This is a genomic window from Barnesiella sp. B2-R-119 (assembly GCF_023656675.1).
Taxonomy (GTDB): domain Bacteria; phylum Bacteroidota; class Bacteroidia; order Bacteroidales; family Barnesiellaceae; genus Barnesiella; species Barnesiella intestinihominis.
In genome coordinates this window covers 468,081-492,702 of the sequence record NZ_JAMOKL010000004.1, presented here as the reverse complement: position 1 = coordinate 492,702, position 24,622 = coordinate 468,081, and the positions used below count along the sequence as shown (strand labels likewise).

Below are 24,622 nucleotides of genomic sequence, written 5' to 3'. Positions count from 1 at the left end.
CTGCCTTTCTCTATTACATTCCAAATTTTTTTCAATGTTTTTTATGCTGTATAACATAACTTTCTTACAATAGACTGTACTTCAACCATTTATACTTAAACATTTTTTCCAAAAAAAATCCCATTACTCATATCGGTAGTGGGATTTTCCTTTCTTTTTCCTAACTTTTGACTAGTTTACCTGCTTATATCCATATTGAGCAATATCTCCTAATTGTTCCTCGATCCGTAAAAGTTGGTTGTATTTGGCCATACGATCGGACCGGCTCAGTGAGCCTGTTTTTATTTGCCCTGCATTAGTGGCTACCGCAATATCGGCAATAGTGGCATCTTCGGTTTCCCCAGAACGATGCGATATAACAGCCGTATATCCATTGCGCTGTGCTAATTGGACAGTCCTCAACGTCTCGGTCAACGTACCTATCTGATTCAGCTTTACCAAAATGGAATTAGCACAATGTTGGCGTATACCTTTTGTAAGATATTCTACATTGGTGACAAAAAGGTCGTCCCCCACAAGCTGACATTTATCTCCAATCAAATCGGTTAACAAACGCCAACCGTCCCAATCTTCTTCACTCATACCATCTTCAATCGAATCTATCGGATAACGCAAAATGAGGTCTTGCAAATATTCGGCTTGCTGCTGTGTCGTCCGTTTCACACCGTTAGCTCCTTCAAACTTAGTATAGTCGTACACTCCATCGATATAAAATTCCGACGAAGCACAATCCAAAGCAATTTTCACATCTCTGCCGGGCATATATCCGGCTTTGCTAATGGCTTCGAGAATCGTCTCTATCGCTGCCTCCGTTCCCGGCAATGCAGGTGCGAAACCGCCTTCATCACCGACAGCGGTACTCAATCCCTTAGCGTGTAAAACGCTTTTCAGCGCATGAAAAACTTCGGCTCCCATGCGAAGCGCCTCTTTGAACGAAGCGGCCCCGACAGGACGAATCATAAATTCTTGAAACGCAATAGGCGCATCGGAATGCGAACCACCATTGATGATATTCATCATAGGAACAGGCATCACATAAGTATCGACACCTCCTACATATCGATATAACGGCATTCCCAATTGTGCTGCCGCAGCTTTGGCAACCGCCAAAGAGACACCCAATATAGCATTCGCCCCCAATTTCGATTTCGTAGCAGTACCGTCGAGGGCTATCAAAGCCGAATCTATGCGACTTTGCTCAAATGGATTAGCCCCGTTCAAAGCTTTGGCAATAACGTCATTAACATGACGGACTGCTTTTTCCACGCCTTTACCTCCATATCGGTTCTTATCACCATCTCTCAATTCAAGGGCTTCATGCACTCCTGTCGAAGCGCCAGAAGGAACCGCAGCTCGCCCCATAATACCAGAATCGAGTATCACATCTACTTCTACCGTGGGATTTCCCCGAGAGTCGAGAATTTCACGAGCTTTGATCGTTTCTATTTTCATATTGGTCTTTATTTAGTTTATAACTGTATTATAATAGTAAACACAAAAACAATCGCTTTTGTTTTCTTGGCAAGATACGATTTTTATCCATCTTATCAAACAAATAAGTCTAATATCGATTTTATTCCAACTGAAAAGAAATACTCCAAACTATATTATTCTAGACAGATTTTATACATTTTTAACTTCAACATATTCATACATTTTTCTTTTGTCTATAAATTTGTTTTAAAGGTTTGAGAGAGACAGGGAAAATATATACATGAGTTAATCTATCATAGTACCAACCATTAATTAAATTTTCACAATTATGAGAATTCATTACATTAAAAGGGCGGCTTTATCTCTATGCACCGCTATGTCATTAGGACTAAGTGCGACATCACAAGTCAGTCAATCTGTCACAAATACACAAAACGCCCAAGCGGAGCCTTTAACGCCACCCTATTCCGAAACATTTGCCGATGAAAGCTTTTTAGAAAGCTATACAATCATCGACAGTAATCAAGACGGAACAAAATGGGAGCCTTATTTAGGGTCAGCTCAAATCTCCTACAACTCCGAATTAGATATGGACGATTGGTTGATTACCCCGGCCCTGAACCTCGAAGGCGGTAAAATGTACAGCTTCTCCATAGAGATAATGACCGGAGGCTCTTTCAATGAAACATTTGAAGTCATGTTCGGTAAGGATAAAACACCCGAAGCTCTGGTCAACCCCATTATAGAAAAAACTTCGATAGCACATACGGTTTACAAGGCTTATACCGGGACAATCTCTCCGGCAGAAAGTGGCACGTTCTACGTTGGAATTCACGGTTGCAGCCAAAAAGACATGCTGAGCCTAAGTATTAAGAATTTGAAGATTGGCGCTGCTGCCGGAGCCTCTACTCCTTCCGCCCCATCGAATCTCGTGGTTAACACTCGTACCAACGGCGAGCTGAAAGCCGATATATCCCTTACGGCTCCTACTCTTGATCTGAACGGACAAGACCTAACAGAACTCGAAAGCGTGAAACTCATGCGAGACGGCAACCTGATAAAAACATTCTCTACCCCTAAACCCGGTTCGGAACTGACATTCGTGGACGAAGTTCCCGAGTGCTCCCGTTACACTTATTCTGCCATTGCTGTAAATGCTTCGGGAGAAAGCCCTGCCGTCGAAACGAAAGCATTCGTAGGCACACTCGAACCTTCGGATCCTACCGGAATCACGCTCGTAGAAACATCTACTCCCGGAGAAGTAACTATCGGCTGGACTCCCGTTACCACCGACATTCGAGGAAATAATCTCGATCCCGAATTTGTAACTTACCGAATTTACAGCGAAGGCTCCCAGTCGAATCTTTTGTTCTCAAACATCAGCGGGACTTCCAAAACATTCAAAGCGCTCGATGACACCTCCGTTCAAACCTTTGTCCAATATTCGGTAGTCGCCGAGACCAAAGGAGGAATCTCAAACTACGTCTATTCTCCCCTTTTACCCATCGGACCGGCTTATTCCACCCCCTATCACGAATCATTCGCAGAAGGGAAAGCATCCCACATCTTCGGCATTTACCCCGAAGACTATGCTTTATGGAGTACTTATACAACCGAAGACTCGGAGATTGAATCGCAAGATGGGGACAATGGATTTTTGGGTTCGGAGGGCTCTTACTCAGAAGATACCGGAACTTTCGACACCGGGAAAATAGACCTTAGCGGGCTCACCACTCCTACTTTGACGTTCTATATATACAATATCATAGGAGAAGGCGAAGCAAACAATAACGAGCTAAGCGTATCGGCCGTACACAACGGAAACTCCACCCTTTTGAAAACTTTCAAAATGTACGAGCTGTCCGACAAAGACGGGTGGGTAAAAGTCGAGGTTTCTCTGAACGACTACAAAGATCAAATTATACAACTGAGACTCTTTTCGTATCACGCCCTCTTGCCCTATATACTCATCGATAATATCCGTATCGACAATCTAAATGGAAGCGGAATCGAAACGACCGTCGATAGTTCTACTAAAATATACGGAGGTACAGGAAAAATTATCGTAACAGGAGCAAATGGACAAACGCTCTCTATTTTCACACCTGACGGACGCCTTATCTCTACACAAAAAGTCACAGAGACAGATTGTCATTTAACGACGATTCCCGGCATTTATATCGTAAAAGTCGGCCAATTCACAACCAAAGTTGTCGTGAAATAACAAGCCTATAACAAGACTTATATCCATTTCGGTGAATACGAAATGGAATCATAAAAAAGGAACTGAATTGTATTTTCAGTTCCTTTTTTTACCCATCTACAAAACGCTAATTCATTCAGAAACATTTGCGACCCTATGAGCCTACGAACAACGGCATTATCATCAGCCAATATAGTATAAATACATAGCAATCTCTACGGTACAATAATACACAGAAAAAATGTTTCTCTACCATAACAAAGAACCGGCAGAAGGAACGATACTCTCTGATATCCTCTATCCTCCCTCCTAAAAAAGAAAAGGCTCCGTTATCGGGAGCCTTTTCTTTTCCATATATGAAGCAATAAAGTTTATTCTGCTGCTTTCTCTTCGGCAGGAGTTGCAGGTGCTTCGGATACAGGAGCCTCATTCGCAGGAGCCTCGGCAGTCACAGCAGCAGGAGCGGCACTCTTTTTGGAACGACGCGTACGAGTTGCTTTCTTAGCGACTTTTTCTTTAAGCATGTTTTCATTGTAATCAACAAGCTCAATGAAGCAGGTTTTAGCGTTATCGCCCAAGCGATTACCTGTCTTCAAGATACGGGTATACCCTCCGGGGCGATCGGCTATCTTCACCGAAATTTCTTTGAACAATTCTGTAACAGCCTCTTTGCTCTGCAAATAGCGGAAAACTACACGACGAGAAGCGGTAGTATCTTCTTTTGCGCGATTGATCAGAGGCTCAACGTACACTCTCAACGCTTTGGCTTTGGCCAACGTGGTAAAGATTCTTTTGTGAAGAATCAAAGAAGTAGCCATATTGGACAACATAGCGTCGCGGTGAGCTTTGGTACGACCCAAGTGGTTGAATTTTTTATTATGTCTCATCGTTTTACTCTTTATCTAATTTATACTTCGAGATATCCATTCCGAACGAAAGATTCAAGTTCGCCAAAAGTTCATCGAGCTCTGTCAACGACTTCTTACCGAAGTTACGGAATTTCAATAAATCGGTCTTATTGAATACTACCAATTCGCCAAGAGTTTCGACATCGGCCGATTTTAAGCAGTTGAGCGCACGTACGGACAAATCCATATCGACAAGCTTGGTTTTAAGCAACTGACGCATGTGCAATACTTCTTCATCAAATTCTTCATTACCATCGGCATCATTGGTCTCGAGCGTAATTTTCTCGTCAGAGAACAACATAAAGTGATAAATAAGAATTTTAGCGGCTTCCTTCAACGCTTCTTTGGGGTGAATGGAACCATCGGTTGTAATCTCTAAAATCAGTTTTTCGTAGTCCGTTTTCTGTTCTACACGGAAGTTTTCAACAGCATATTTCACATTCCGAATCGGTGTGTAAATAGAGTCGATGGGAATTACATTTACATCATCGGCCGGATTGCGGTTCTCGTCAGCGGGGACATAGCCACGGCCTTTGTTGATAGTGATATCTATTTGAAAACTTGCGCTTGAATCCAAATGGCAAATAACCAAGTCGGGGTTCAAAACTTCAAAACCAGTAAGAGACTTACCGATATCTCCTGCCTTGAACACTTCCGTACCCGAAACAGTAATGGTTACTTTTTCATTCTCGATTTCTTCAACGACCTGTTTGAACCGCACCTTTTTAAGGTTCAGAATCACATTCGTCACGTCCTCGATTACACCGGGAATCGTAGAAAACTCATGTTTTACCCCGTCGATGCGAATCGACGTAATCGCAAAGCCTTCGAGCGAGGAGAGGAGAATACGGCGCAAAGCGTTACCTACGGTAACACCGTAACCGGGCTCCAACGGACGGAATTCGAATTTACCGAAAAAATTGTCCGCTTCCAGCATTAATACTTTATCGGGTTTTTGAAATGCTAATATCGCCATGGAATCAATTATTATTTAGAATACAACTCAACGATCAACTGTTCTTTGATATTTTCAGGGATATCGGCTCTCTCAGGCAAATGCAACAATTTACCGCTTTTCAAGCTTTCGTCCCATTCTAACCAAGGATATTTGCTGTGATTAAATCCAGCAAGTGCATCGGCTATTACCTCCAAAGATTTGGCTTTCTCACGAACGCCTACTACTTGTCCCGGTTTTACCGAATACGACGGGATATTCACCACTTTGCCATCGACTACGATATGACGATGTAAAACGAGCTGACGGGCAGCTGCACGTGTGGGTGCTATACCCAAGCGAAATACGACATTGTCGAGACGAGCTTCGAGCAATTGAAGGAGCACTTCACCTTTCACACCCTTAGTACGCGAAGCTTTCTCAAATAGATTTCTAAATTGTCTTTCCAATACACCATACGTGTATTTAGCTTTTTGTTTCTCACGAAGCTGAACACCATACTCAGAAGTTTTTCTTCTTTTATTGATGCCATGTTGTCCCGGGGGATAGTTCTTTTTCGTAAGAACTTTATCGGGTCCAAAAATAGCTTCGCCGAATTTACGAGCGATTTTTGTTCTAGGTCCGGTATATCTTGCCATTTCTAAAAATTTTAATAATTATAATATTGCGAACCGAGAAAAGTGCAGCCGCGATTGCAGAGAGGATTAATATGCAATCTATTCACTGTTCGGGATTCTCTGTTTACAAATAAAGAAAAATTAAACTCTTCTTCTTTTGGGAGGACGACAACCATTGTGCGGCAGCGGCGTAACATCGATAATCTCGGTTACTTCGATACCAGCGCCATGTATAGTTCTCACAGCCGATTCACGACCGTTTCCGGGACCTTTTACATAGGCCTTTACTTTCCTCAAACCTAAATCAAAAGCCACCTTTGCACAATCTTGTGCGGCCATTTGAGCGGCATAAGGAGTATTTTTCTTAGAGCCTCTAAAGCCCATTTTACCTGCCGAAGACCAAGAGATCACTTGTCCTTCGCTATTGGCAAGCGTTACAATGATGTTGTTGAACGAAGAATGGATATGGGCTTGGCCAACGGCATCCACCTTAACAACCCTCTTCTTTGCTGCGACTGTTTTCTTTGCCATACTTACTTATTATTTAGTAGCTTTTTTCTTATTTGCAACGGTTTTCTTTCTACCTTTACGCGTACGGGCGTTATTCTTGGTACTTTGGCCTCTCACAGGCAAACCGATACGATGACGGATACCACGATAACAACCGATATCCATAAGACGTTTAATATTCAATTGTATTTCGGTACGAAGGTCACCTTCCACCTTATACTCGGTACTAATGATTTCACGTACCTTTGCCGACTGATCGTCGGTCCAATCCTTAACTTTGATGTCTCTGTCAATGCCGGCTTTACTCAAAATAGAATTCGCCGCACTACGACCGATACCATAGATATAGGTCAAGGCGATTTCTCCTCTTTTATTTTGCGGCAGGTCTACACCAACAATTCTTATTGCCATATATTAGAATCTTTTAATTTGCAAAATTAATAATAAAATTATCCTTGACGTTGTTTATACTTAGGATTTTTCTTGTTAATTACGTACAAGCGGCCGTGTCTTCTCACGATTTTGCTATCGGGCGTACGTTTTTTCAATGATGCTCTTACTTTCATATTATTATTTTTTATTTATATCTAAAAGCAATTCTTCCTTTGGTTAAATCATAAGGAGACATTTCTATCCTTACCTTATCTCCCGGGAGTATCTTTATAAAGTGCATACGCATCTTTCCCGAAATATGGGCGGTTATTTCATGCCCGTTTTCCAACTCCACGCGGAACATAGCATTCGACAATGCTTCCACGATTACACCATCTTGTTCTATTGCAGATTGTTTCGCCATATATTAGTTATATTGATTTTTCTCCTAAAACTTGCTCTACGTATTCAAAAGAAGATAGTATATCGGCTTTCCCTCCCTTGATCGCTATCGTATGCTCGAAGTGGGCCGCCGGTTTACGGTCTCTTGTACGGGTCGTCCAACCGTCTCGTTCGATAACAATATTGCGTGATCCCATATTTATCATAGGCTCAATGGCAATACACATGCCATTTTTCAGCAACGGCCCTGTTCCCGGTCGTCCATAATTGGGGACGTTGGGCTCCTCGTGAAGTTTTTTCCCGATGCCATGGCCGCACAACTCTCTCACGACAGAATATCCACGGGCTTCACAATAGGTCTGGACGGCATGGCCGATATCACCTATACGTTTTCCTTCAATAGCATGTTCGATGCCTAAATAGAGCGATTCTTTCGTGGTTTTAAGCAATTGTTTGATCTCCGGGGCTACTTCTCCCACACAAAATGTGTAGGCCGAGTCTCCGTTAAATCCATTCTTTACAGCACCGCAATCAATAGAAACAATATCTCCCTCTCTCAATGCATAGCTGTTGGGAATGCCGTGCACAATCACTTCATTCACCGAGATGCAGAGCGTATTGGGAAAGCCTCCATAACCCAGAAATCCCGGCTGAGCACCATGATCCCGGATAAATTCTTCGGCTATCTTATCGAGTTTCAGCGTAGTAATCCCCGGTGCGATCCACTTGGCCATTTCGCCCAAAGTCATACCCACCAAGAGATTACTCTCTCGCATCAACTCTATCTCTTCATCTGTTTTAAGATAAATCATTACCTGTATCCTTTTTTAATAAGCTCCGCTACGTCCTTTTATTTTACCCGATTTCATCAGGCCGTCGTAATGGCGCATCATTAAATGGCTCTCAATCTGTTGCAAGGTATCCAATACCACACCTACCAAAATGAGGAGAGAGGTTCCACCGAAGAATTGTGAGAACTCGGCACTGACTCCGCATATTTGAGCAAAAGCGGGCAAAATAGCTACAATAGCCAAAAAGATAGAACCGGGCAACGTGATTCTCGACATAATAGAGTCGAGATAATCGGCTGTTTTCTTTCCGGGTTTGACACCAGGGATAAAGCCGTTGTTTCGTTTCATATCTTCCGCCATTTGTGTAGGCTGAACCGTTATTGCCGTATAGAAATAGGTAAAGAGGATAATAAGGATTGCGAACACGAAGTTATACCAAAACCCTGTCATCGACATGAAAGAACTCCAAAACGAGCTTGCATTCGAGGCGCTGAATCCCGCGATTGTAATGGGTATAAACATAATCGCCTGAGCAAAAATGATAGGCATTACACCGGCTGTATTTACCTTTAACGGAATATACTGGCGGGCTCCTCCATATTGTTTATTTCCAACAATACGTTTAGCATATTGTACGGGGACTTTCCGTGTACCTTGTACAAGAAGTATCGCTGCGGCGATTACGGCCAACAAGAAAATAATCTCGATAAGGAACATCACAAGACCACCTTGTTTAGAGGCCAAACGGCTCGTAAACTCAGCGGCGAAAGCCAGCGGCAAACGTGCGATAATACCGACAAGGATTATAAACGAAATACCGTTTCCAATACCTTTATCGGTAATACGTTCGCCCAACCACATAATAAACATACTACCAGCGGCAAGCACGATTGTAGAAGAAACTATAAACAACCAACCGGAGGGGAATAAGGCCGAACCCATCTGCACTTTAAGGTTCACCAAATAAGCAGGTCCTTGCATGAGCAGAATGATAACGGTCAAATAGCGGGTGTATTGGTTAAGTTTCGTACGACCGCTCTCGCCTTCGCGTTGCAGCTTCTGGAACGAGGGCATCACCATACCCAAGAGTTGGATAACAATCGAGGCGGTGATATAAGGCATAATACCCAATGCAAATATAGAAGCATTGGAGAATGCTCCTCCCGAAAACATATCGAGCAACTGCATCAACCCTTTGCTCGTTTGGCTGCGCAATGCGTCCAAATTAGCAGGATCGATACCGGGAAGCACGACGTATGATCCAACGCGATATACCAGCACCAACAAAATCGTGGTAATGATACGCTTACGCAGATCTTCGATTTTCCAAATGTTTTTTATAGTTTCTATTGCTCTCATTGTATTAGAGTTTGACTACTGTTCCACCTGCGGCAACGATAGCAGCTTCGGCTGTTTTGGAAAATGCGTGGGCACTGACTTCCAATTTAGCCGTAAGAGCTCCTTTACCAAGAATTTTCACTAACTGTTTCGACGAAATAAATCCGGCAGCGACAAGTGTTTCAATACCAATTTTATCGAGCTTTTGGCTATCGGCCAGAGCTTGTAAAGTATCGATATTGATAGCTTTATATTCTACACGGTTTATATTCTTGAAACCGAATTTCGGAACTCGGCGTTGAAGTGGCATCTGACCACCTTCAAAACCGATCTTACGTTTGTAACCCGAACGCGACTTTGCTCCTTTATGACCTCTGGTAGAAGTTCCGCCCAAACCCGAACCCGGTCCACGACCGATTCTCTTTCTTGTTTTGGTTGACCCTTCGGCGGGTTTTAAATTACTCAAGTCCATATTTGTTATTTTTTTAATCGATGGATAAAATTACTCAACTACTTTTACAAGGTGTTTAACCTTCTCTACCATACCCAAGATTTGGGGAGTAGCGTTGTGCTCTACGACACTGTTGAGTTTTTTAAGGCCCAGTGCATCAAGAGTCTTTTTCTGTACAGCAGGGCAATTGATGCGGCTTTTAACTTGTTTGATTTTTATTTTTTCCATTGCTTGTCCTCCGTATTAACCTTTAAAGACTTTTTCAACAGAGATACCTCTGTTTTGAGCGACTGTAGCAGCATCTCTCAATTCGCACAATGCAGCGATCGTAGCCTTCACTAAATTGTGAGGATTGGACGAACCTTTCGATTTCGCAAGCACGTCGGTAATACCCACACTTTCAAGAACGGCACGCATAGCACCACCGGCCTTTACTCCGGTACCCGGAGAAGCGGGCTTGATATATACGAGAGCTCCACCGAATTTTGCCAATTGATCGTGAGGGATAGTACCTTTGAGCACCGGAACTTTCACGAGATTTTTCTTAGCAGCTTCCACGCCTTTGGCGATAGCCGTGGTTACTTCGCTCGCCTTACCCAAGCCCCAGCCTACGATACCGGCTTCGTTACCTACCACAACAATTGCCGAAAAGCTGAAAGTACGACCACCCTTGGTCACTTTCGTTACACGGTTGATAGCAACCAAACGGTCTTTCAACTCAATGTCATTTGTTGACTTTACTCTATTATTTTTTCCTGTCATGACGATTAAAATTTAAGGCCGCCATTGCGGGCAGCATCAGCTAATTCTTTTACTCTCCCATGATACAGGTAACCGTTGCGGTCAAAAACAACCGAGGTAATACCGGCTTCCTGTGCTTTCTTGGCGATTTCCTGTCCCACTTTTGCAGCCAACTCTTTTTTAGGAGCGGCTTCCATACCCCTCGAAGAGGCTGCGGCAAGCGTTTTCCCAGCAAGGTCGTCGACCAATTGCACATATATTTGCTTATTACTTCTAAACACCGTCATACGAGGACGCTCGGCCGTACCGGATATTTTACCACGTATACGGGTTTTGATTTTAATTCTTCTTTCTATCTTCGTTGTCATGATAATACCTGTTTAATGATTATTTGGCGCCTGCCGATTTACCCGATTTTCTGCGGATTACCTCACCAACGAACTTGATACCTTTACCCTTGTAAGGTTCAGGTTTGCGGAACGAACGGATTTTGGCGCATACTTGGCCGATCAGTTGTTTGTCGCACGATTCGAGAATAATCAACGGGTTTTTATTTCTCTCTGATTTTGCTTCTACCTTTATTTCGGCAGGAAGTCTCAAAAAGATGGCGTGAGAATAACCGAGCGAAAGTTCAAGCACTTGACCTTGACTTTGTGCACGGTAACCTACACCGACAAGCTCCAACTCTTTTTTATAACCTTCGGATACGCCGACTACCATATTGTGAATCAACGCACGGTAAAGGCCATGAAGGGCGCGAGTTTGTTTCTCATCGTTAGGCCGGGTCACATGAATTTCCCCGTCTACCATTTCAACTTTAATTTCGGGCGATACGGTCTGTACCAATTCCCCTTTGGGTCCTTTTACTTTTACCTCATTTCCGGAAATAGTAACGGTAACTCCGGCGGGTATTACTATGGGCAATTTTCCTATTCTTGACATAATATATACCTCCTTTTAATTAGTAAATGTAACATAATACTTCTCCACCTATTTTCAGGTCGCTGGCTTCTTTATTAGTCATAACGCCTTTCGAGGTAGAGAGAATCGCAATACCCAAACCGTTCAATACACGCGGCATATCTTTATAACCGGTGTAACGACGCAAACCCGGACTCGATATGCGAATGAGTTTCTGGATTGCGCTCACTTTGTTTACGGGGTCATACTTCAAGGCAATCTTGATCGTGCCTCGGGGACCGTCTTCTACAAACTTGTAATTAAGAATGTAGCCTTTTTCAAAAAGGATTTTCGTGATTTCTTTTTTCAATTTCGAGGCCGGCACTTCAACAACTCTGTGATGAGCTTTGATGGCGTTTCTCAATCTTGTCAGATAATCTGCTATTGGATCTGTCATATAAAAATTTGTTTAAATTGATCCGGATTCTCCGGACAATATTTAACACTAAAAATAATTACCAGCTTGCTTTTTTTACGCCCGGGATAAGTCCAGCCGAAGCCATTTCGCGGAACTGTATACGGGATATCCCGAATTGACGGATATATCCTTTGGGACGACCGGTGATTTTACAACGGTTGTGCAGACGTACACGCGAAGCGTTCTTCGGCAACAGTTGAAGTGCCTCATAATTGCCTTCTGCTTTAAGCTGTTTTTTCTTTTCGGCATACTTGGCAACTAATTTGGCTCTCTTCACTTCACGAGCTTTCATCGATTCTTTTGCCATATCTTAGTCTTTTTTTGCGTTTTTAAAAGGTAAACCAAATGCTTTGAGAAGAGCATACCCTTCTTCATCTGTTTTGGCAGAGGTTACAAAGGTAATATTCATTCCCATAATTTTGGTAATACTATCGATATTAATTTCAGGGAAAATAATTTGTTCCTGAATTCCGAGAGTATAATTTCCTCGTCCATCGAGTTTGCTTTCGATACCTTTGAAGTCGCGGATACGGGGAAGAGACACACGCACCAGACGTTCGAGGAACTCGTACATGCGTTCGCGACGGAGGGTTACCATCACGCCGATAGGCATTTTTTTACGAAGTTTAAAATTCGAAATATCTTTGCGCGAGAGTGTAGCCACTGCTTTCTGACCGGTGATGGCCGTCAACTCATTGATGGCGGTTTCGATGATTTTCTTGTCGGCCGTAGCTTCTCCAAGACCTTGATTGATCACGATCTTTTTCAAAACAGGCACCTGCATAACCGTGGAATAATTAAACTCCTTCTGCAAGGCGGGCACGATTCTTTCGAGATAATCTTTTTTCAGATTTGCGGTATTGCTCATTACTTAATCTCCTCTCCTGATTTTTTAGAATAACGTACTGAAACGCCTGCTTCATTTTTCTTCCGGCCGATACGAGTGGGTTTACCCGTCTTCGGATCCAGAGGATTCAAATTGGAAATATGAATAGGAGCTTCTTTTTTCACTATACCTCCCTGAGGGTTTTTGGCATTAGGTTTGGTACTCTTGGAGACCATATTGATACCTTCTACGATAGCACGTTGCTCTTTCACCAACACGCTCAGGACACGACCGGTCTTGCCTTTGTCTTCACCGGCGTTTACATAGACTGTATCTCCCTTTTTAATATGTAACTTGCTCATTTAATCTTTAACTTTATTCGATTAAAGTACTTCGGGTGCTAACGACACGATTTTCATGTTCACGGCACGCAACTCTCTTGCCACCGGGCCGAAAATACGACTGCCGCGCAATTCACCTGCATTATTCAACAATACGCATGCATTGTCATCGAAGCGAATGTACGACCCGTCTTGACGACGGATTTCTTTTTTCGTGCGCACGATAATAGCTTTCGATACGGCACCTTTTTTCACATCGCTCGAAGGGATAGCGCTCTTTATCGCTACGACGATAACATCGCCTACCGAAGCGTAACGACGTCCCGTTCCTCCCAACACACGAATACAAAGAGCTTCCTTAGCTCCGCTGTTGTCAGCTACTGTAAGTCTTGATTCTTGTTGTATCATAATTACTTAGCTCTTTCGATGATTTCTACTAATCTCCATCTCTTTGTTTTGCTCAAAGGACGAGTTTCCATCAGCCTCACGGTATCACCGATGTTGCATTCGTTCTTCTCGTCATGAGCATGGTATTTCTTCGTCTTATTCACGAATTTACCATAAATCGGGTGTTTTTCTTTCCACTTCACGGTCACCGTGATCGTTTTTTCCATCTTGTTGCTGGAAACCACACCGATTCTCTCTTTTCTTAAATTTCTACTTTCCATCTTAGATATGTGGCTGATTATTTTTTATTAAGTTCCCGTTTGCGCAACTCGGTTTTCATACGCGCAATCATCCTGCGTTCGTGAGTTATTTTAGCAGGACTATCCAACGGCGAAATGCTGTGGGTGATCTCCAACTGGTTGAGAGCAGCTACCGCTGCATCCAATCTTTCTTGTAACTCTTTGGAGCCTAATTCTTTAATTTCTGCTTTTTTCATAACTTACACATTTTGACTGGCGTCGTAGTCACGACGAACAACGAACTTAGTAGTTACAGGAAGCTTTTGTGCACCGAGGCGTAAAGCTTCTTTGGCTATCTCATAAGGCACACCTTCTACTTCGATGATTACACGACCCGGAGTAATAGGGAATACGAATCCCTCGGGATTACCTTTACCTTTACCCATACGTACATCGGCCGGCTTCTTAGTAATAGGTTTATCGGGGAATATACGGATCCAAATCTGACCTTGACGTTGCATGTAACGAGTTACAGCAACACGAGCGGCCTCGATTTGACGACCTGTAATCCATTTAGTATCTAACGACTTGATGCCGAAAGATCCGAAAGCCAGCTGGTTACCTCTTTGGGCATTACCCTTTTGGCGACCTTTTTGCTGTCTTCTGAATTTAGTTTTTTTCGGTTGTAACATAGTTCAATTTCGTTTAGCGGTTAGTTTTGGGTTTTCTGAAGCCCTTTTTCGGAGCGCCATTTCCACCGCGTGCTTCTTTGGCACTGTTGGTGAATGCAGGAGCAAGGTCTTTTTTTCCGTAAACTTCGCCACGGCAAATCCAAACCTTAACACCGATAACTCCCACTTTCGTATGAGCTTCTACCAATGCATAGTCAATATCGGCACGCAATGTATGAAGGGGGGTTCTACCTTCTTTGTACATTTCGGAACGAGCCATTTCAGCTCCGTTCAAACGACCCGATACTTGCACTTTGATACCCTCGGCTCCCATTCGCATAGTCGATGCGATAGCCATTTTGACAGCACGACGGTAAGCTATCTTGCCTTCGATTTGACGAGCGACATTACTAGCTACTATTTCGGCATCAAGCTCGGGGCGTTTTACTTCGTAGATATTGATTTGTACGTCCTTATCGGTAATTTTCTTCAATTCTTCTTTGAGTTTATCTACCTCTTGGCCACCTTTACCGATAATAAGTCCCGGACGAGCGGTACACACGGTAATGGTTATCAATTTCAACGTACGTTCTATAACTATGCGTGAAACACTGGCTTTTGCAAGACGGGCATTCAAATACTTGCGGATCTTGCTGTCTTCCAACAACCTGTCACCATAGTTTTTACCGCCATACCAATTGGAATCCCAACCTCTGATGATTCCCAAACGGTTACTTATCGGATTTACTTTCTGTCCCATCCAGCAATTAGTTTTTGTTATCGTTTTTATTTATTGTATCAACAAACAATGTTACATGGTTCGAACGTTTACGAATTCTGTAACCTCTTCCTTGCGGAGCCGGACGAAGACGTTTAAGCATCGCTGCACAATCCACATAGATCGTAGAGATGTAAAGTTCTCCGTTTTCGGCTTTGCGTTCGTTCTTTTGCTCCCAATTGGCAATGGCAGAACGCAACAGTTTTTCCAGTCTTTGCGAAGCTTCTTTATTCGAGAACTTCAACACGCCGAGAGCTTTGAATACCTCCATACCTCTTACCATATCTGCGGCCAAACGCATTTTACGGGGAGATGTGGGAACATTATTCAACTTGGCGAAATATTGAGTTTTCAGAGCTTCCTTCCTTCTATTGGCTGATTCTCTTTTTCTTGCACCCATTTTTCAATTCTTTAATTGTATTAAAACTCGCATTCCCTCAGGCCTTATTTTTTCTTGTTACCTGCATGGCCGCGGAATGTGCGTGTAGGAGCGAACTCACCGAGCTTATGCCCCACCATGTTTTCGGTAACATATACGGGAATAAATTTATTACCATTGTGTACTGCAAAAGTATGACCTACGAAATCGGGAGAAATCATAGATGCACGCGACCATGTTTTGATAACAGACTTCTTGCCTGATGCCTCCATGGCGGCAACTTTTTTATCCAGCTTCACACTGATATATGGGCCTTTTTTTAATGAACGACTCATGTTGTTGTCAATTTATCAGATTACTTTTTCCTTCTTTCAATAATATACTTCGAAGAGTGTTTCTTCGGAGCTCTGGTCTTCAAACCTTTTGCATACAAACCTTTTCTAGATCTGGGGTGTCCTCCTGATGCACGTCCTTCACCACCACCCATGGGGTGATCTACAGGGTTCATCACAACACCACGGTTGCGAGGACGACGGCCCAACCAGCGAGAGCGGCCGGCTTTACCCGAACGTTCGAGTGCGTGGTCCGAATTTCCTACACTACCGATAGTAGCTTTACAGGTTGCGAGGATCTTTCTGGTTTCTCCAGAAGGTAATTTGATAATTGCATAATCGCCTTCTCTCGAAGTCAACTGAGCGAATGTACCGGCCGAACGAACCAAAAAGGCTCCTTGTCCCGGACGTAACTCGATGTTGTGAATAACAGTACCGATAGGTATGTTTTTCAGCGGCAATGCATTTCCTACTTCGGGAGCCGCATTTTCGCCAGACATCAAGGTTGCTCCAACTTCCAAGCCGTTGGGTGCAATAATGTAACGTTTCTCACCGTCTGCATAAAACAACAACGCAATACGAGCCGAACGGTTAGGATCGTATTCGATTGTCTTTACAGTAGCGGGTACACCGTCTTTATTTCTCTTGAAGTCGATAAGTCTGTATTTTCTCTTGTGACCGCCTCCGATATAGCGCATTGTCAAATGCCCTTCATTGTTACGACCACCCGATTTTCTGACACCTACTACAAGAGATTTTTCTGGCGCGCTAGCAGTGATAGTATCAAATGCACCAATAATTTTGTGTCTTTGCCCCGGTGTTGTGGGCTTTAATTTTCTTACTGCCATTGTTCAATTAGATATTGCTATAAAAATCAATAGTTTCTCCTTCTTTCAATGTAACTAGGGCTTTTTTATAAGCAGCCGTTCTACCGGAAATAAGACCCGTCTTGGTATAACGGCTCTTGTTTTTTCCACGATAATTCATCGTGTTTACCGATACAACAGTAACATTGTACATTTCTTCAACTGCTTTTTTAATTTGCAGTTTATCTGCTTTCGGATCAACGCGGAAACCATAACGATTATATTTTTCGCCCATGGCTGTCATTTTCTCCGTTACGATAGGTTTAATTATTATTCCCATATTCAAGCCTCCTTACATCAAAAGTTATTTATAGCGGCTACCGTACTTTCAGTCAAAACCAAAGCCTTGTTATCCAGCACTTTGTATGTATTGAGTTCCGAAACCGTTATAACATTTGCACCCGTGAGATTACGGGACGACAAATATACGTTTTTATTTTGTTCCAATAAAACCAAAAGTGACTTTTTATCAGCAACTTGCAAATTTTTGAGCAAGTTCACGAACTCTTTGGTCTTAGGAGCATCGAAAGAAAAGTCTTCGACTACTACGATCGCATTGTCCTGAGCCTTGTAAGTCAATGCCGATTTACGAGCAAGCGCTTTTACTTTCTTGTTCAATTTGAAACGATAGTCACGAGGTTTAGGACCGAATACACGGCCACCACCTACCATCACAGGAGAATTGATATCTCCGCTACGAGCACCTCCCGTACCTTTTTGTCTTTTCAACTTACGGGTACTACCAGATACTTCGCTTCTTTCTTTTGATTTGTGAGTACCTTGACGCAAGTTTGCCAAGTATTGTTTCACATCGAGATATACGGCGTGATCATTGGGTTCGATACCAAATACAGCATCGTCCAAAACAACCTTCTTACCTGTGTCCTCACCTTTAATGTTATATACGCTCAGTTCCATTATTTCTCAATTATTACGATTGAACCTTTACTTCCGGGCACAGATCCTTTAATAAGCAAAAGATTGTGTTCGGGTATTACTTTTAACACTTGGAGGTTTTGCACGGTTACGCGGTGATTACCCATCTGGCCGGCCATACGTGTACCCTTGAATACACGGGCTGGATATGAACATGCACCGATAGAACCGGGGGCACGTAAGCGGTTATGCTGACCGTGAGTGGTTTGTCCCACACCACCGAAGCCATGACGCTTAACTACACCTTGGAAACCTTTTCCTTTTGATACGCCGATTACATCTACGTACTCCGCACCTTCAAACAAATCGACAGCAATCGTATCGCCCAATTTGTATTCGGTGTCGAATTTGAACTCGGCCAAGTGTCTCTTGGGTGTTACGCCTGCTTTCTTGAAATGACCGGCTTCGGGCTTGGTAGTGTGTTTATCTTTCTTGTCGATAAACCCTACTTGTACAGCCTCGTACCCGTCTTTTTCAACGGTTTTCAATTGCGTAACTACACAAGGACCAACTTCGATAACAGTGCATGGTACATTTTTACCCTCGGCACTGAAAACGGATGTCATTCCGATTTTTTTTCCTAATAATCCTGGCATTTCTACTTAATTTTTTAATCACACTTTAATTTCTACATCTACTCCGCTCGGCAATTCCAACTTCATCAACGCATCCACAGTCTTTGCAGTAGAACTGTAAATGTCAATAAGACGTTTGAATGAAGACAACTCGAATTGCTCTCTCGATTTTTTATTTACGAAAGTCGAGCGGTTTACCGTGAAAATACGTTTGTGAGTAGGTAGAGGAATCGGCCCGCTCACTACTGCTCCCGTAGCTTTCACCGTCTTCACGATTTTCTCGGCCGATTTATCAACCAAGTTATGATCGTAAGACTTCAATTTAATTCTGATTTTTTGGCTCATATTGATATTTGATAGTTAATTACAATAAATCTACTCTACCGTTCACCTCTGTCAATACATTCTTTGCAATCGAAGAACTTACTTCGGAATAATGCGAGAACGACATCGTCGAAGTAGCACGACCGGAAGTAATGGTACGCAACGCTGTTACATAACCGAACATCTCGGCAAGAGGTGCTGTGGCTTTCACGATACGAGCACCCGAACGGCTGGATTCCATACCTTCGATTTGACCACGACGTTTATTCAAGTCCGAAATCACATCACCCATACTTTCTTCGGGAGTTACAACCTCGATCTTCATGATTGGCTCCAACAATACGGGACCGGCCTTTTCACAAGCCTTCTTGAATGCTTGGATAGCACAAAGTTCGAACGAAAGCTGGTCAGAGTCCACAGGGTGGAACGAACCATCGATTACAGTAACTTTTAAACTGTCTACGGGATAACCGGCCAACACACCGTTTTTCATAGCGGTAGTGAAACCTTTCTGAATAGAAGGAATAAATTCCTTAGGAATATTACCACCTTTTACTTCATCGACAAATTCCAATCCACCTTCTTCACGAGTAGAAGGTTCTACACGTACGATAATATCGGCAAACTTACCACGACCACCGGTTTGTTTTTTAAACACTTCACGCAACTCAACCGGTTTGGTAATAGCCTCTTTGTAAGTAACCTGAGGACGGCCTTGATTACACTCGACTTTGAACTCACGTTTCAAACGATCGATAATAATTTCAAGGTGAAGCTCACCCATACCACTGATAACCGTTTGTCCGGTCTCTTCATTGGTAGCCACGGTAAAGGTCGGGTCTTCTTCGGCCAATTTCTGCAAGCCGATACCCAACTTATCGAGATCTTTCTGTGTCTTAGGTTCAACTGCAATACCGATTACAGGTGCAGGGAAATCCATAGCTTCGAGAACGATAGGAGCATCTTCTGCACACAACGTATCACCCGTGCGAATATCTTTGAAACCTACTCCTGCGCCAATATCGCCACAGTCGATAGATTCTTTCGGATTTTGTTTATTCGAGTGCATTTGGAACAAACGGGAAACACGCTCTTTCTTACCCGAACGGGAATTAAGCACATAAGAGCCCGCTACGACTTCTCCCGAATACACACGGAAGAAGCAAAGACGACCTACATAAGGGTCGGTTGCAATCTTGAAAGCGAGCGCACACATCGGCTGATCGAAAGAAGGATGACGAACGATTTCCTTTTCGGGATCATTCACATCATGTCCCACTACGGCAGGAGTATCTACCGGGCTGGGTAAAAACGCACACACGGCATCGAGCAGAGGCTGTACACCCTTGTTCTTGAAAGAAGAACCGCAAATCATAGGAACAATCTGCATAGCCAACGTTCCTTTACGAATTGCACGCATAATTTCCTCTTCGGTGATAGTCGAAGGATCCGTGAAATACTTCTCCATCAACTCATCATCACACTCGGCTATTTTTTCAAGCAGTTTGTCTCTCCATTCATCACACTCGGCCTGCAAACTAGCTGGAATTTCCTCCACACTATAATCAGCACCCATTGCCTCGTCATGCCAATAAATAGCTTTCATTCTCACCAAGTCGACCACGCCTTTGAATGTCTCCTCTGCACCGATAGGTACTTGAATAGGGCAAGGATTCGCACCCAAAACGTCTTTTAACTGACGGACAACTTCAAAGAAATTCGCACCCGAACGGTCCATCTTATTCACGTAACCGATACGAGGAACATTGTATTTATCGGCTTGGCGCCATACAGTCTCGGACTGAGGTTCAACACCGCCGACTGCACAGAATGCAGCCACAGCTCCGTCCAGTACACGCAAAGAGCGCTCTACCTCTACGGTAAAGTCCACGTGCCCCGGAGTATCGATCAAGTTGATTTTAAACTTCTCGTCCTTATAATTCCAGAAAGCGGTAGTAGCGGCAGATGTAATGGTTATACCACGTTCTTGCTCCTGCTCCATCCAGTCCATTGTAGCGGCACCATCGTGTACTTCACCGATTTTGTGCGTCAACCCCGTATAGAACAAAATACGTTCCGAAGTCGTTGTCTTACCGGCATCGATGTGTGCCATAATACCAATGTTTCTGGTATATTTCAAATGAGCGTCAGATTTTGCCATTTTCTTTATTCCTTATTTTATTCAATTAAAATCTAAAATGAGCGAATGCACGGTTAGCTTCTGCCATCTTGTGCATATCTTCTTTACGTTTAAACGCACCACCCTGTTCGTTAAAAGCGTCGACAATTTCGGCAGCCAATTTGTCGGCCATCGTTTTGCCTCCTCTTTTACGAGAATAGATAATAAGATTTTTCATTGAAATAGATTCCTTACGATCGGGGCGGATTTCCGTAGGTACTTGGAAAGTAGCACCACCCACACGGCGAGATTTAACCTCTACTTGAGGTGTAATATTTTCTAGGGCTTTCTTCCATATTTCGAGGGCAGATTTTTCCTCGTTCGGCAACTTAGATTTCGCAATCTCCAATGCACTGTAGAAAATAGTATAGGCAATATTCTTTTTGCCATCATACATCAAGTGGTTTACAAACTTCGAAACCCTCACATCATTGAATACGGGATCTGGTAATACAACCCGTTTCTTTGGTTTTGCTTTTCTCATTTTTTACAATAAATTGTCGTTCTTGTTTTTGGTTGCTGTCCTTTACATCTTCAACGAAGTCCGCCGACCTCATTTACTCAACCCAATCAGCCTATCCAATAAACGAGAACCAGTGTTCGACACTAATTCTTTAATTCTCTTTGCTGGCTTTTATAAAAAAGGGATTCTTATTTTTTACCCTTTGCGGCAGGTGCAGCGCCTGCTTTCGGTCTCTTAGCGCCATACTTGGATCGACGTTGTGTACGTCCTCCCACTCCTGCGGTATCCAATGTACCACGAACGATGTGATAACGCACACCGGGAAGGTCTTTCACACGACCGCCACGAACAAGTACGATAGAGTGCTCTTGCAAATTGTGACCTTCACCCGGTATATAAGAGTTCACCTCTTTCCCGTTGGTTAAGCGCACACGAGCTACTTTACGCATGGCAGAGTTAGGTTTTTTAGGAGTCGTCGTGTAAACTCTCACACACACACCACGTCTTTGGGGACATGAATCCAATGCGGGAGATTTACTCTTGTCTTCCAATACAACCCGTCCTTTTCTTACTAATTGTTGAATTGTAGGCATTTCTTAGAACTTTTTTAAAAAATCTTTTACTTATAACTCTTCTTATTTTTCTCTTTATCCACGACACCAAAACCAGCCATTACTTCCACATAATCAAGCGATTATATAAAAATATCGACCTTCTACGGCATCAAAAGTGGTGCAAAGATAAAGACTAAATCATTAAAAACCAAACATATTGGGATTATTTTTCAGCTTTTTCTCTTTATGCCACAAACATAAAAAAACGAATATAAAATTTTCGTTTTATTCGAAAACCTCGATTTCTTCAAATCCGAGTCCCTTCTTATCTTTTTCCGAGAGCAACATATCCTCGGCCTTTATAGGCCATTGCACGGCCACATGAGGATCGTTATAAAACAATGTCACTTCCTCATGAGGAGCATATACATTATCTACCTTATAACAGAATTGGGCAGTTTCACTCAATACGGCAAAACCGTGAGCAAACCCTCTGGGAACAAATAGTTGCTTTTTATTTTCATCGGACAGCTCTATCCCTACATATTGCCCGAACGTAGGGGACGTACGACGCAAATCGACAACCACGTCATAGACACGCCCCTGTGTCACTCTCACCAATTTGGACTGTGACCATTCACCCCTTTGGAAATGGAGCCCCCTCACCACACCATAACTCGACCGCGACTCGTTGTCTTGAATAAAATCGACAACCCCTATATACTTCTCGAAAAGTTCCTTCTTATAACTTTCCATAAAATATCCCCGGCTATCGCCAAACACCTGCGGTTCTATGACAAAAACCCCCTTTAACTTCTGCTCTGTAAATTTCATCGAAATATATTTTGGAAGACAAAGATAGCGCAAGCCGAGAGGAGAAACAAATATAATCTCCTCTAAACGCAAAAATTTTACAACAAAAGATAAAATGTATCAGAACCGCTACATGAGCACGATCAATTCAAGTCAAACTTTTCAACTGTAAACACAGAGACAACAACTTCCAAGCCTTTACCGGATCGGAGAAAACTCCGCTTTCAGGATTCTCCCACGCTCTTTCCAACCGGGGATAATCAAACCATTCCGAAACTTGCCCGAATCGCAAATCATACACCACTTCATCGGCCCAGCCTTTTAATTCCGTGGGAATATCATAAAGTCCCTCTACCTCACTTTTGGGAGCAAGCCTTATTTTTTCAGGAAGTAAAGGCATCACGATTTTATCCGAAAACCAAGCCTTTCGATGCTTACCCGAACTTCCATCGGCCAATGCAAAAGCGATTTCGATCAAGTTGTGATTTAGAAAAGCATTCCTGATTTGAACCCCGTAATACATACTCATTTTATCGACACTTCTCAACAAATGTGGTATACGTTCATAGCACAAATCACAAAACCGTAAATTTTCATTTTCCGAAACAAACGAATGTCGATATTCGGGTTTCCGTGCCAATCGTCTGAAATCGGCCGACAGGACCTCCGAAGGGACCAATGATGTAGAACTGTCACCCGGCAACGAAACCCCGCCTAAAAAATGATTAAGTCCCCATCCGCCACTAAGCACCGAAAGTCCGCGCTTGTGCATAACCCTGAAAAAAGCAGAGTAGGTAATTGTGTTCAAACCGTCGATAGGTTCCTCTTGCCATCTCGCCAGATAATCGAGCTCCTTCAACAACATCGATTTGGTAATTTTCACCTGTTCCATTGGCAAAGGTGTCTCCGCAAGCATCTCGGCACTCCACAAAACTCCGCTTTGATGAAGTTTCCCCCGATAATGCATATAGCTCTTCAACGACCTCGGAAGTCCTATTTCCTTCATCAGAGAAATAAATAACGCCGACTCCAAACTACCATTTAGCGACAAACCTTTCTCCATTTCTCCCATCAAGCTGTATCCGACACTCCTGTGCATCTGTTCCAGAAAAGCCTCCGGCAATCGCTCGGGCGACTCCTCGCTCCACAATGAGACTCTTTTTTCAAACTCATACCAACGTTTCTCTACCAGCGAATAACCATTATAATGCAACAAAAATCCGGCAGGGAGCTGATGCACACCTTCCCAAAAAGTTTCATAAGGACTGCCATAAGTAGAATAGGCCAAGTAACTCGCCCATCGTTCCGCCGACAACAAAGAACGAATTCCACCGGCAAACAAAGCTTTGATTTCGGATGCGAAAAATAAGTTACCCCTTTGGGTGGCATAATACAAGGGCTTTATGCCAAACCGATCTCGGCAAAGCAACAATTCCTCCGACCAGCGATTGTATATAACGATAGAAAAGTATCCCTCGAACCGGTCGAAACAACCATCTCCCCAACGGTCATACGCTTTTGTAATCACCTCGCACATTCCACGAGTCGTAAAAGAATAATAATTTTCGAGCTGGCGCCGGACGTCTTCATAATTAAATATTTCACCATCTAACATAACGACCAATCCGGTATCGTTATCTTCGAACGGTTGTTTAGGAGCCACGGCCATATCGATGGTTTTCATGCGATTATGCATCAATCCCACCCGAGCATCAATAAAAGAAGAGACCCAACTATTAGGAGTCTCTTTCCCTCTGTGATTTTGTGCCGCAGACATATGAAGCAATACTTGCTCCATCAAATCCACCTCTCCCACTATCCCGGCTAATCCGCACATATTTTCTATTCCTCCGATTTTT

At 43.1% G+C, this 24,622-nt stretch carries 37 protein-coding genes; 1 reads left to right on the top strand and 36 read right to left on the bottom strand.

The window, feature by feature from the left end; translation table 11 throughout:
* Positions 1-171 precede the first annotated feature (171 nt).
* The gene (eno, locus tag NBH06_RS10430) at positions 172-1,452 is read right to left on the bottom strand and encodes a phosphopyruvate hydratase (RefSeq protein WP_250794216.1); all 1,281 of its coding nucleotides are present in this window, start codon (positions 1,450-1,452) and stop codon (positions 172-174) included.
* A gap of 310 nt (positions 1,453-1,762) precedes the next feature.
* Here eno and NBH06_RS10425 point away from each other — a divergent pair, with 310 nt between their 5' ends.
* Entirely contained in the window at positions 1,763-3,658 is a 1,896-nt protein-coding gene (locus NBH06_RS10425; protein ID WP_250794213.1) for a choice-of-anchor J domain-containing protein, read from the top strand.
* A 350-nt stretch (positions 3,659-4,008) separates the two neighbouring features.
* Here NBH06_RS10425 and rplQ read toward each other — a convergent pair whose 3' ends face one another.
* The 35 genes from rplQ to NBH06_RS10250 form a co-directional block, all read right to left on the bottom strand.
* The gene (rplQ, locus tag NBH06_RS10420; protein ID WP_046410840.1) at positions 4,009-4,524 is read right to left on the bottom strand and encodes a 50S ribosomal protein L17; all 516 of its coding nucleotides are present in this window, start codon (positions 4,522-4,524) and stop codon (positions 4,009-4,011) included.
* A gap of 4 nt (positions 4,525-4,528) precedes the next feature.
* On the bottom strand, positions 4,529-5,521 hold the full coding sequence (locus NBH06_RS10415; RefSeq protein ID WP_008862832.1) for a DNA-directed RNA polymerase subunit alpha: 993 nt from the start codon (positions 5,519-5,521) through the stop codon (positions 4,529-4,531).
* Between the two features lie 11 nt (positions 5,522-5,532).
* Positions 5,533-6,138 carry a 30S ribosomal protein S4 gene (gene rpsD / locus NBH06_RS10410; protein WP_008862833.1) on the bottom strand — a complete coding sequence of 202 codons (606 nt, stop codon included), beginning with the start codon at positions 6,136-6,138 and terminating at the stop codon, positions 5,533-5,535.
* 120 nt (positions 6,139-6,258) lie between these two features.
* Positions 6,259-6,648, bottom strand: a complete 390-nt coding sequence (rpsK, locus tag NBH06_RS10405) for a 30S ribosomal protein S11 (RefSeq protein WP_008862834.1) — start codon at positions 6,646-6,648, stop codon at positions 6,259-6,261.
* 9 nt (positions 6,649-6,657) lie between these two features.
* The gene (gene rpsM / locus NBH06_RS10400) at positions 6,658-7,038 is read right to left on the bottom strand and encodes a 30S ribosomal protein S13 (RefSeq protein ID WP_008862835.1); all 381 of its coding nucleotides are present in this window, start codon (positions 7,036-7,038) and stop codon (positions 6,658-6,660) included.
* Between the two features lie 38 nt (positions 7,039-7,076).
* Positions 7,077-7,193, bottom strand: a complete 117-nt coding sequence (gene ykgO, locus NBH06_RS10395; protein WP_008862836.1) for a type B 50S ribosomal protein L36 — start codon at positions 7,191-7,193, stop codon at positions 7,077-7,079.
* A gap of 11 nt (positions 7,194-7,204) precedes the next feature.
* Positions 7,205-7,423 carry a translation initiation factor IF-1 gene (gene infA, locus NBH06_RS10390; protein WP_008862837.1) on the bottom strand — a complete coding sequence of 73 codons (219 nt, stop codon included), beginning with the start codon at positions 7,421-7,423 and terminating at the stop codon, positions 7,205-7,207.
* Positions 7,424-7,430: 7 nt separating this feature from the next.
* A complete protein-coding gene (gene map, locus NBH06_RS10385) occupies positions 7,431-8,213 on the bottom strand; it encodes a type I methionyl aminopeptidase (RefSeq protein ID WP_250794211.1) in 783 nt (260 codons plus the stop codon).
* Between the two features lie 15 nt (positions 8,214-8,228).
* Positions 8,229-9,551, bottom strand: coding sequence for a preprotein translocase subunit SecY (secY, locus tag NBH06_RS10380; RefSeq protein ID WP_008862839.1), 1,323 nt, complete (start codon positions 9,549-9,551; stop codon positions 8,229-8,231).
* Between the two features lie 4 nt (positions 9,552-9,555).
* The gene (rplO, locus tag NBH06_RS10375) at positions 9,556-10,002 is read right to left on the bottom strand and encodes a 50S ribosomal protein L15 (RefSeq protein WP_008862840.1); all 447 of its coding nucleotides are present in this window, start codon (positions 10,000-10,002) and stop codon (positions 9,556-9,558) included.
* A 30-nt stretch (positions 10,003-10,032) separates the two neighbouring features.
* Positions 10,033-10,209, bottom strand: a complete 177-nt coding sequence (gene rpmD, locus NBH06_RS10370) for a 50S ribosomal protein L30 (protein ID WP_008862841.1) — start codon at positions 10,207-10,209, stop codon at positions 10,033-10,035.
* A 15-nt stretch (positions 10,210-10,224) separates the two neighbouring features.
* A complete protein-coding gene (gene rpsE / locus NBH06_RS10365; protein ID WP_021891301.1) occupies positions 10,225-10,743 on the bottom strand; it encodes a 30S ribosomal protein S5 in 519 nt (172 codons plus the stop codon).
* A gap of 5 nt (positions 10,744-10,748) precedes the next feature.
* Positions 10,749-11,090 carry a 50S ribosomal protein L18 gene (gene rplR / locus NBH06_RS10360; RefSeq protein ID WP_008862843.1) on the bottom strand — a complete coding sequence of 114 codons (342 nt, stop codon included), beginning with the start codon at positions 11,088-11,090 and terminating at the stop codon, positions 10,749-10,751.
* A 19-nt stretch (positions 11,091-11,109) separates the two neighbouring features.
* On the bottom strand, positions 11,110-11,664 hold the full coding sequence (rplF, locus tag NBH06_RS10355; protein WP_008862844.1) for a 50S ribosomal protein L6: 555 nt from the start codon (positions 11,662-11,664) through the stop codon (positions 11,110-11,112).
* 19 nt (positions 11,665-11,683) lie between these two features.
* Entirely contained in the window at positions 11,684-12,079 is a 396-nt protein-coding gene (gene rpsH / locus NBH06_RS10350; protein WP_008862845.1) for a 30S ribosomal protein S8, read from the bottom strand.
* Between the two features lie 58 nt (positions 12,080-12,137).
* Complete coding sequence (gene rpsN, locus NBH06_RS10345; protein WP_008862846.1) at positions 12,138-12,407, bottom strand: 30S ribosomal protein S14; 270 nt, start codon at positions 12,405-12,407, stop codon at positions 12,138-12,140.
* Positions 12,408-12,410: 3 nt separating this feature from the next.
* The gene (rplE, locus tag NBH06_RS10340) at positions 12,411-12,968 is read right to left on the bottom strand and encodes a 50S ribosomal protein L5 (RefSeq protein ID WP_008862847.1); all 558 of its coding nucleotides are present in this window, start codon (positions 12,966-12,968) and stop codon (positions 12,411-12,413) included.
* The gene (gene rplX / locus NBH06_RS10335) at positions 12,968-13,288 is read right to left on the bottom strand and encodes a 50S ribosomal protein L24 (protein ID WP_008862848.1); all 321 of its coding nucleotides are present in this window, start codon (positions 13,286-13,288) and stop codon (positions 12,968-12,970) included. Before rplX ends, rplE begins: the two co-directional genes overlap by 1 nt.
* 21 nt (positions 13,289-13,309) lie before the next feature.
* On the bottom strand, positions 13,310-13,675 hold the full coding sequence (rplN, locus tag NBH06_RS10330; RefSeq protein ID WP_008862849.1) for a 50S ribosomal protein L14: 366 nt from the start codon (positions 13,673-13,675) through the stop codon (positions 13,310-13,312).
* Positions 13,676-13,677: 2 nt separating this feature from the next.
* Complete coding sequence (gene rpsQ, locus NBH06_RS10325; RefSeq protein WP_008862850.1) at positions 13,678-13,935, bottom strand: 30S ribosomal protein S17; 258 nt, start codon at positions 13,933-13,935, stop codon at positions 13,678-13,680.
* Between the two features lie 17 nt (positions 13,936-13,952).
* The gene (gene rpmC / locus NBH06_RS10320) at positions 13,953-14,150 is read right to left on the bottom strand and encodes a 50S ribosomal protein L29 (protein ID WP_008862851.1); all 198 of its coding nucleotides are present in this window, start codon (positions 14,148-14,150) and stop codon (positions 13,953-13,955) included.
* 3 nt (positions 14,151-14,153) lie between these two features.
* A complete protein-coding gene (rplP, locus tag NBH06_RS10315; protein ID WP_008862852.1) occupies positions 14,154-14,585 on the bottom strand; it encodes a 50S ribosomal protein L16 in 432 nt (143 codons plus the stop codon).
* A 13-nt stretch (positions 14,586-14,598) separates the two neighbouring features.
* Positions 14,599-15,324 (bottom strand): 30S ribosomal protein S3, encoded by a 726-nt coding sequence (gene rpsC, locus NBH06_RS10310; protein WP_008862853.1) that lies wholly within the window; start codon positions 15,322-15,324, stop codon positions 14,599-14,601.
* A gap of 7 nt (positions 15,325-15,331) precedes the next feature.
* Positions 15,332-15,742, bottom strand: coding sequence for a 50S ribosomal protein L22 (gene rplV / locus NBH06_RS10305; RefSeq protein WP_008862854.1), 411 nt, complete (start codon positions 15,740-15,742; stop codon positions 15,332-15,334).
* Positions 15,743-15,786: 44 nt separating this feature from the next.
* The gene (gene rpsS / locus NBH06_RS10300) at positions 15,787-16,056 is read right to left on the bottom strand and encodes a 30S ribosomal protein S19 (protein ID WP_008862855.1); all 270 of its coding nucleotides are present in this window, start codon (positions 16,054-16,056) and stop codon (positions 15,787-15,789) included.
* A 20-nt stretch (positions 16,057-16,076) separates the two neighbouring features.
* A complete protein-coding gene (gene rplB, locus NBH06_RS10295) occupies positions 16,077-16,901 on the bottom strand; it encodes a 50S ribosomal protein L2 (RefSeq protein ID WP_008862856.1) in 825 nt (274 codons plus the stop codon).
* A gap of 7 nt (positions 16,902-16,908) precedes the next feature.
* Positions 16,909-17,199 carry a 50S ribosomal protein L23 gene (rplW, locus tag NBH06_RS10290; protein ID WP_008862857.1) on the bottom strand — a complete coding sequence of 97 codons (291 nt, stop codon included), beginning with the start codon at positions 17,197-17,199 and terminating at the stop codon, positions 16,909-16,911.
* 17 nt (positions 17,200-17,216) lie between these two features.
* Positions 17,217-17,837, bottom strand: a complete 621-nt coding sequence (rplD, locus tag NBH06_RS10285) for a 50S ribosomal protein L4 (protein WP_046415803.1) — start codon at positions 17,835-17,837, stop codon at positions 17,217-17,219.
* Positions 17,837-18,451 (bottom strand): 50S ribosomal protein L3, encoded by a 615-nt coding sequence (rplC, locus tag NBH06_RS10280; protein WP_008862859.1) that lies wholly within the window; start codon positions 18,449-18,451, stop codon positions 17,837-17,839. The genes rplD and rplC overlap by 1 nt, the downstream gene beginning before the upstream one ends.
* An 18-nt stretch (positions 18,452-18,469) precedes the next feature.
* Positions 18,470-18,775: a 30S ribosomal protein S10 gene (rpsJ, locus tag NBH06_RS10275; RefSeq protein ID WP_008862860.1), complete on the bottom strand. Its 306-nt coding sequence runs from the start codon at positions 18,773-18,775 to the stop codon at positions 18,470-18,472.
* A 19-nt stretch (positions 18,776-18,794) separates the two neighbouring features.
* Positions 18,795-20,915 (bottom strand): elongation factor G, encoded by a 2,121-nt coding sequence (gene fusA, locus NBH06_RS10270; RefSeq protein WP_021891302.1) that lies wholly within the window; start codon positions 20,913-20,915, stop codon positions 18,795-18,797.
* A gap of 25 nt (positions 20,916-20,940) precedes the next feature.
* A complete protein-coding gene (rpsG, locus tag NBH06_RS10265) occupies positions 20,941-21,417 on the bottom strand; it encodes a 30S ribosomal protein S7 (protein WP_008862862.1) in 477 nt (158 codons plus the stop codon).
* Between the two features lie 167 nt (positions 21,418-21,584).
* Positions 21,585-21,989, bottom strand: coding sequence for a 30S ribosomal protein S12 (rpsL, locus tag NBH06_RS10260; protein WP_008862863.1), 405 nt, complete (start codon positions 21,987-21,989; stop codon positions 21,585-21,587).
* A 246-nt stretch (positions 21,990-22,235) separates the two neighbouring features.
* Positions 22,236-22,784 (bottom strand): dTDP-4-dehydrorhamnose 3,5-epimerase, encoded by a 549-nt coding sequence (rfbC, locus tag NBH06_RS10255; protein WP_250794209.1) that lies wholly within the window; start codon positions 22,782-22,784, stop codon positions 22,236-22,238.
* Between the two features lie 127 nt (positions 22,785-22,911).
* Positions 22,912-24,600 (bottom strand): asparagine synthetase B family protein, encoded by a 1,689-nt coding sequence (locus tag NBH06_RS10250; protein ID WP_250794207.1) that lies wholly within the window; start codon positions 24,598-24,600, stop codon positions 22,912-22,914.
* Positions 24,601-24,622 lie beyond the last annotated feature (22 nt).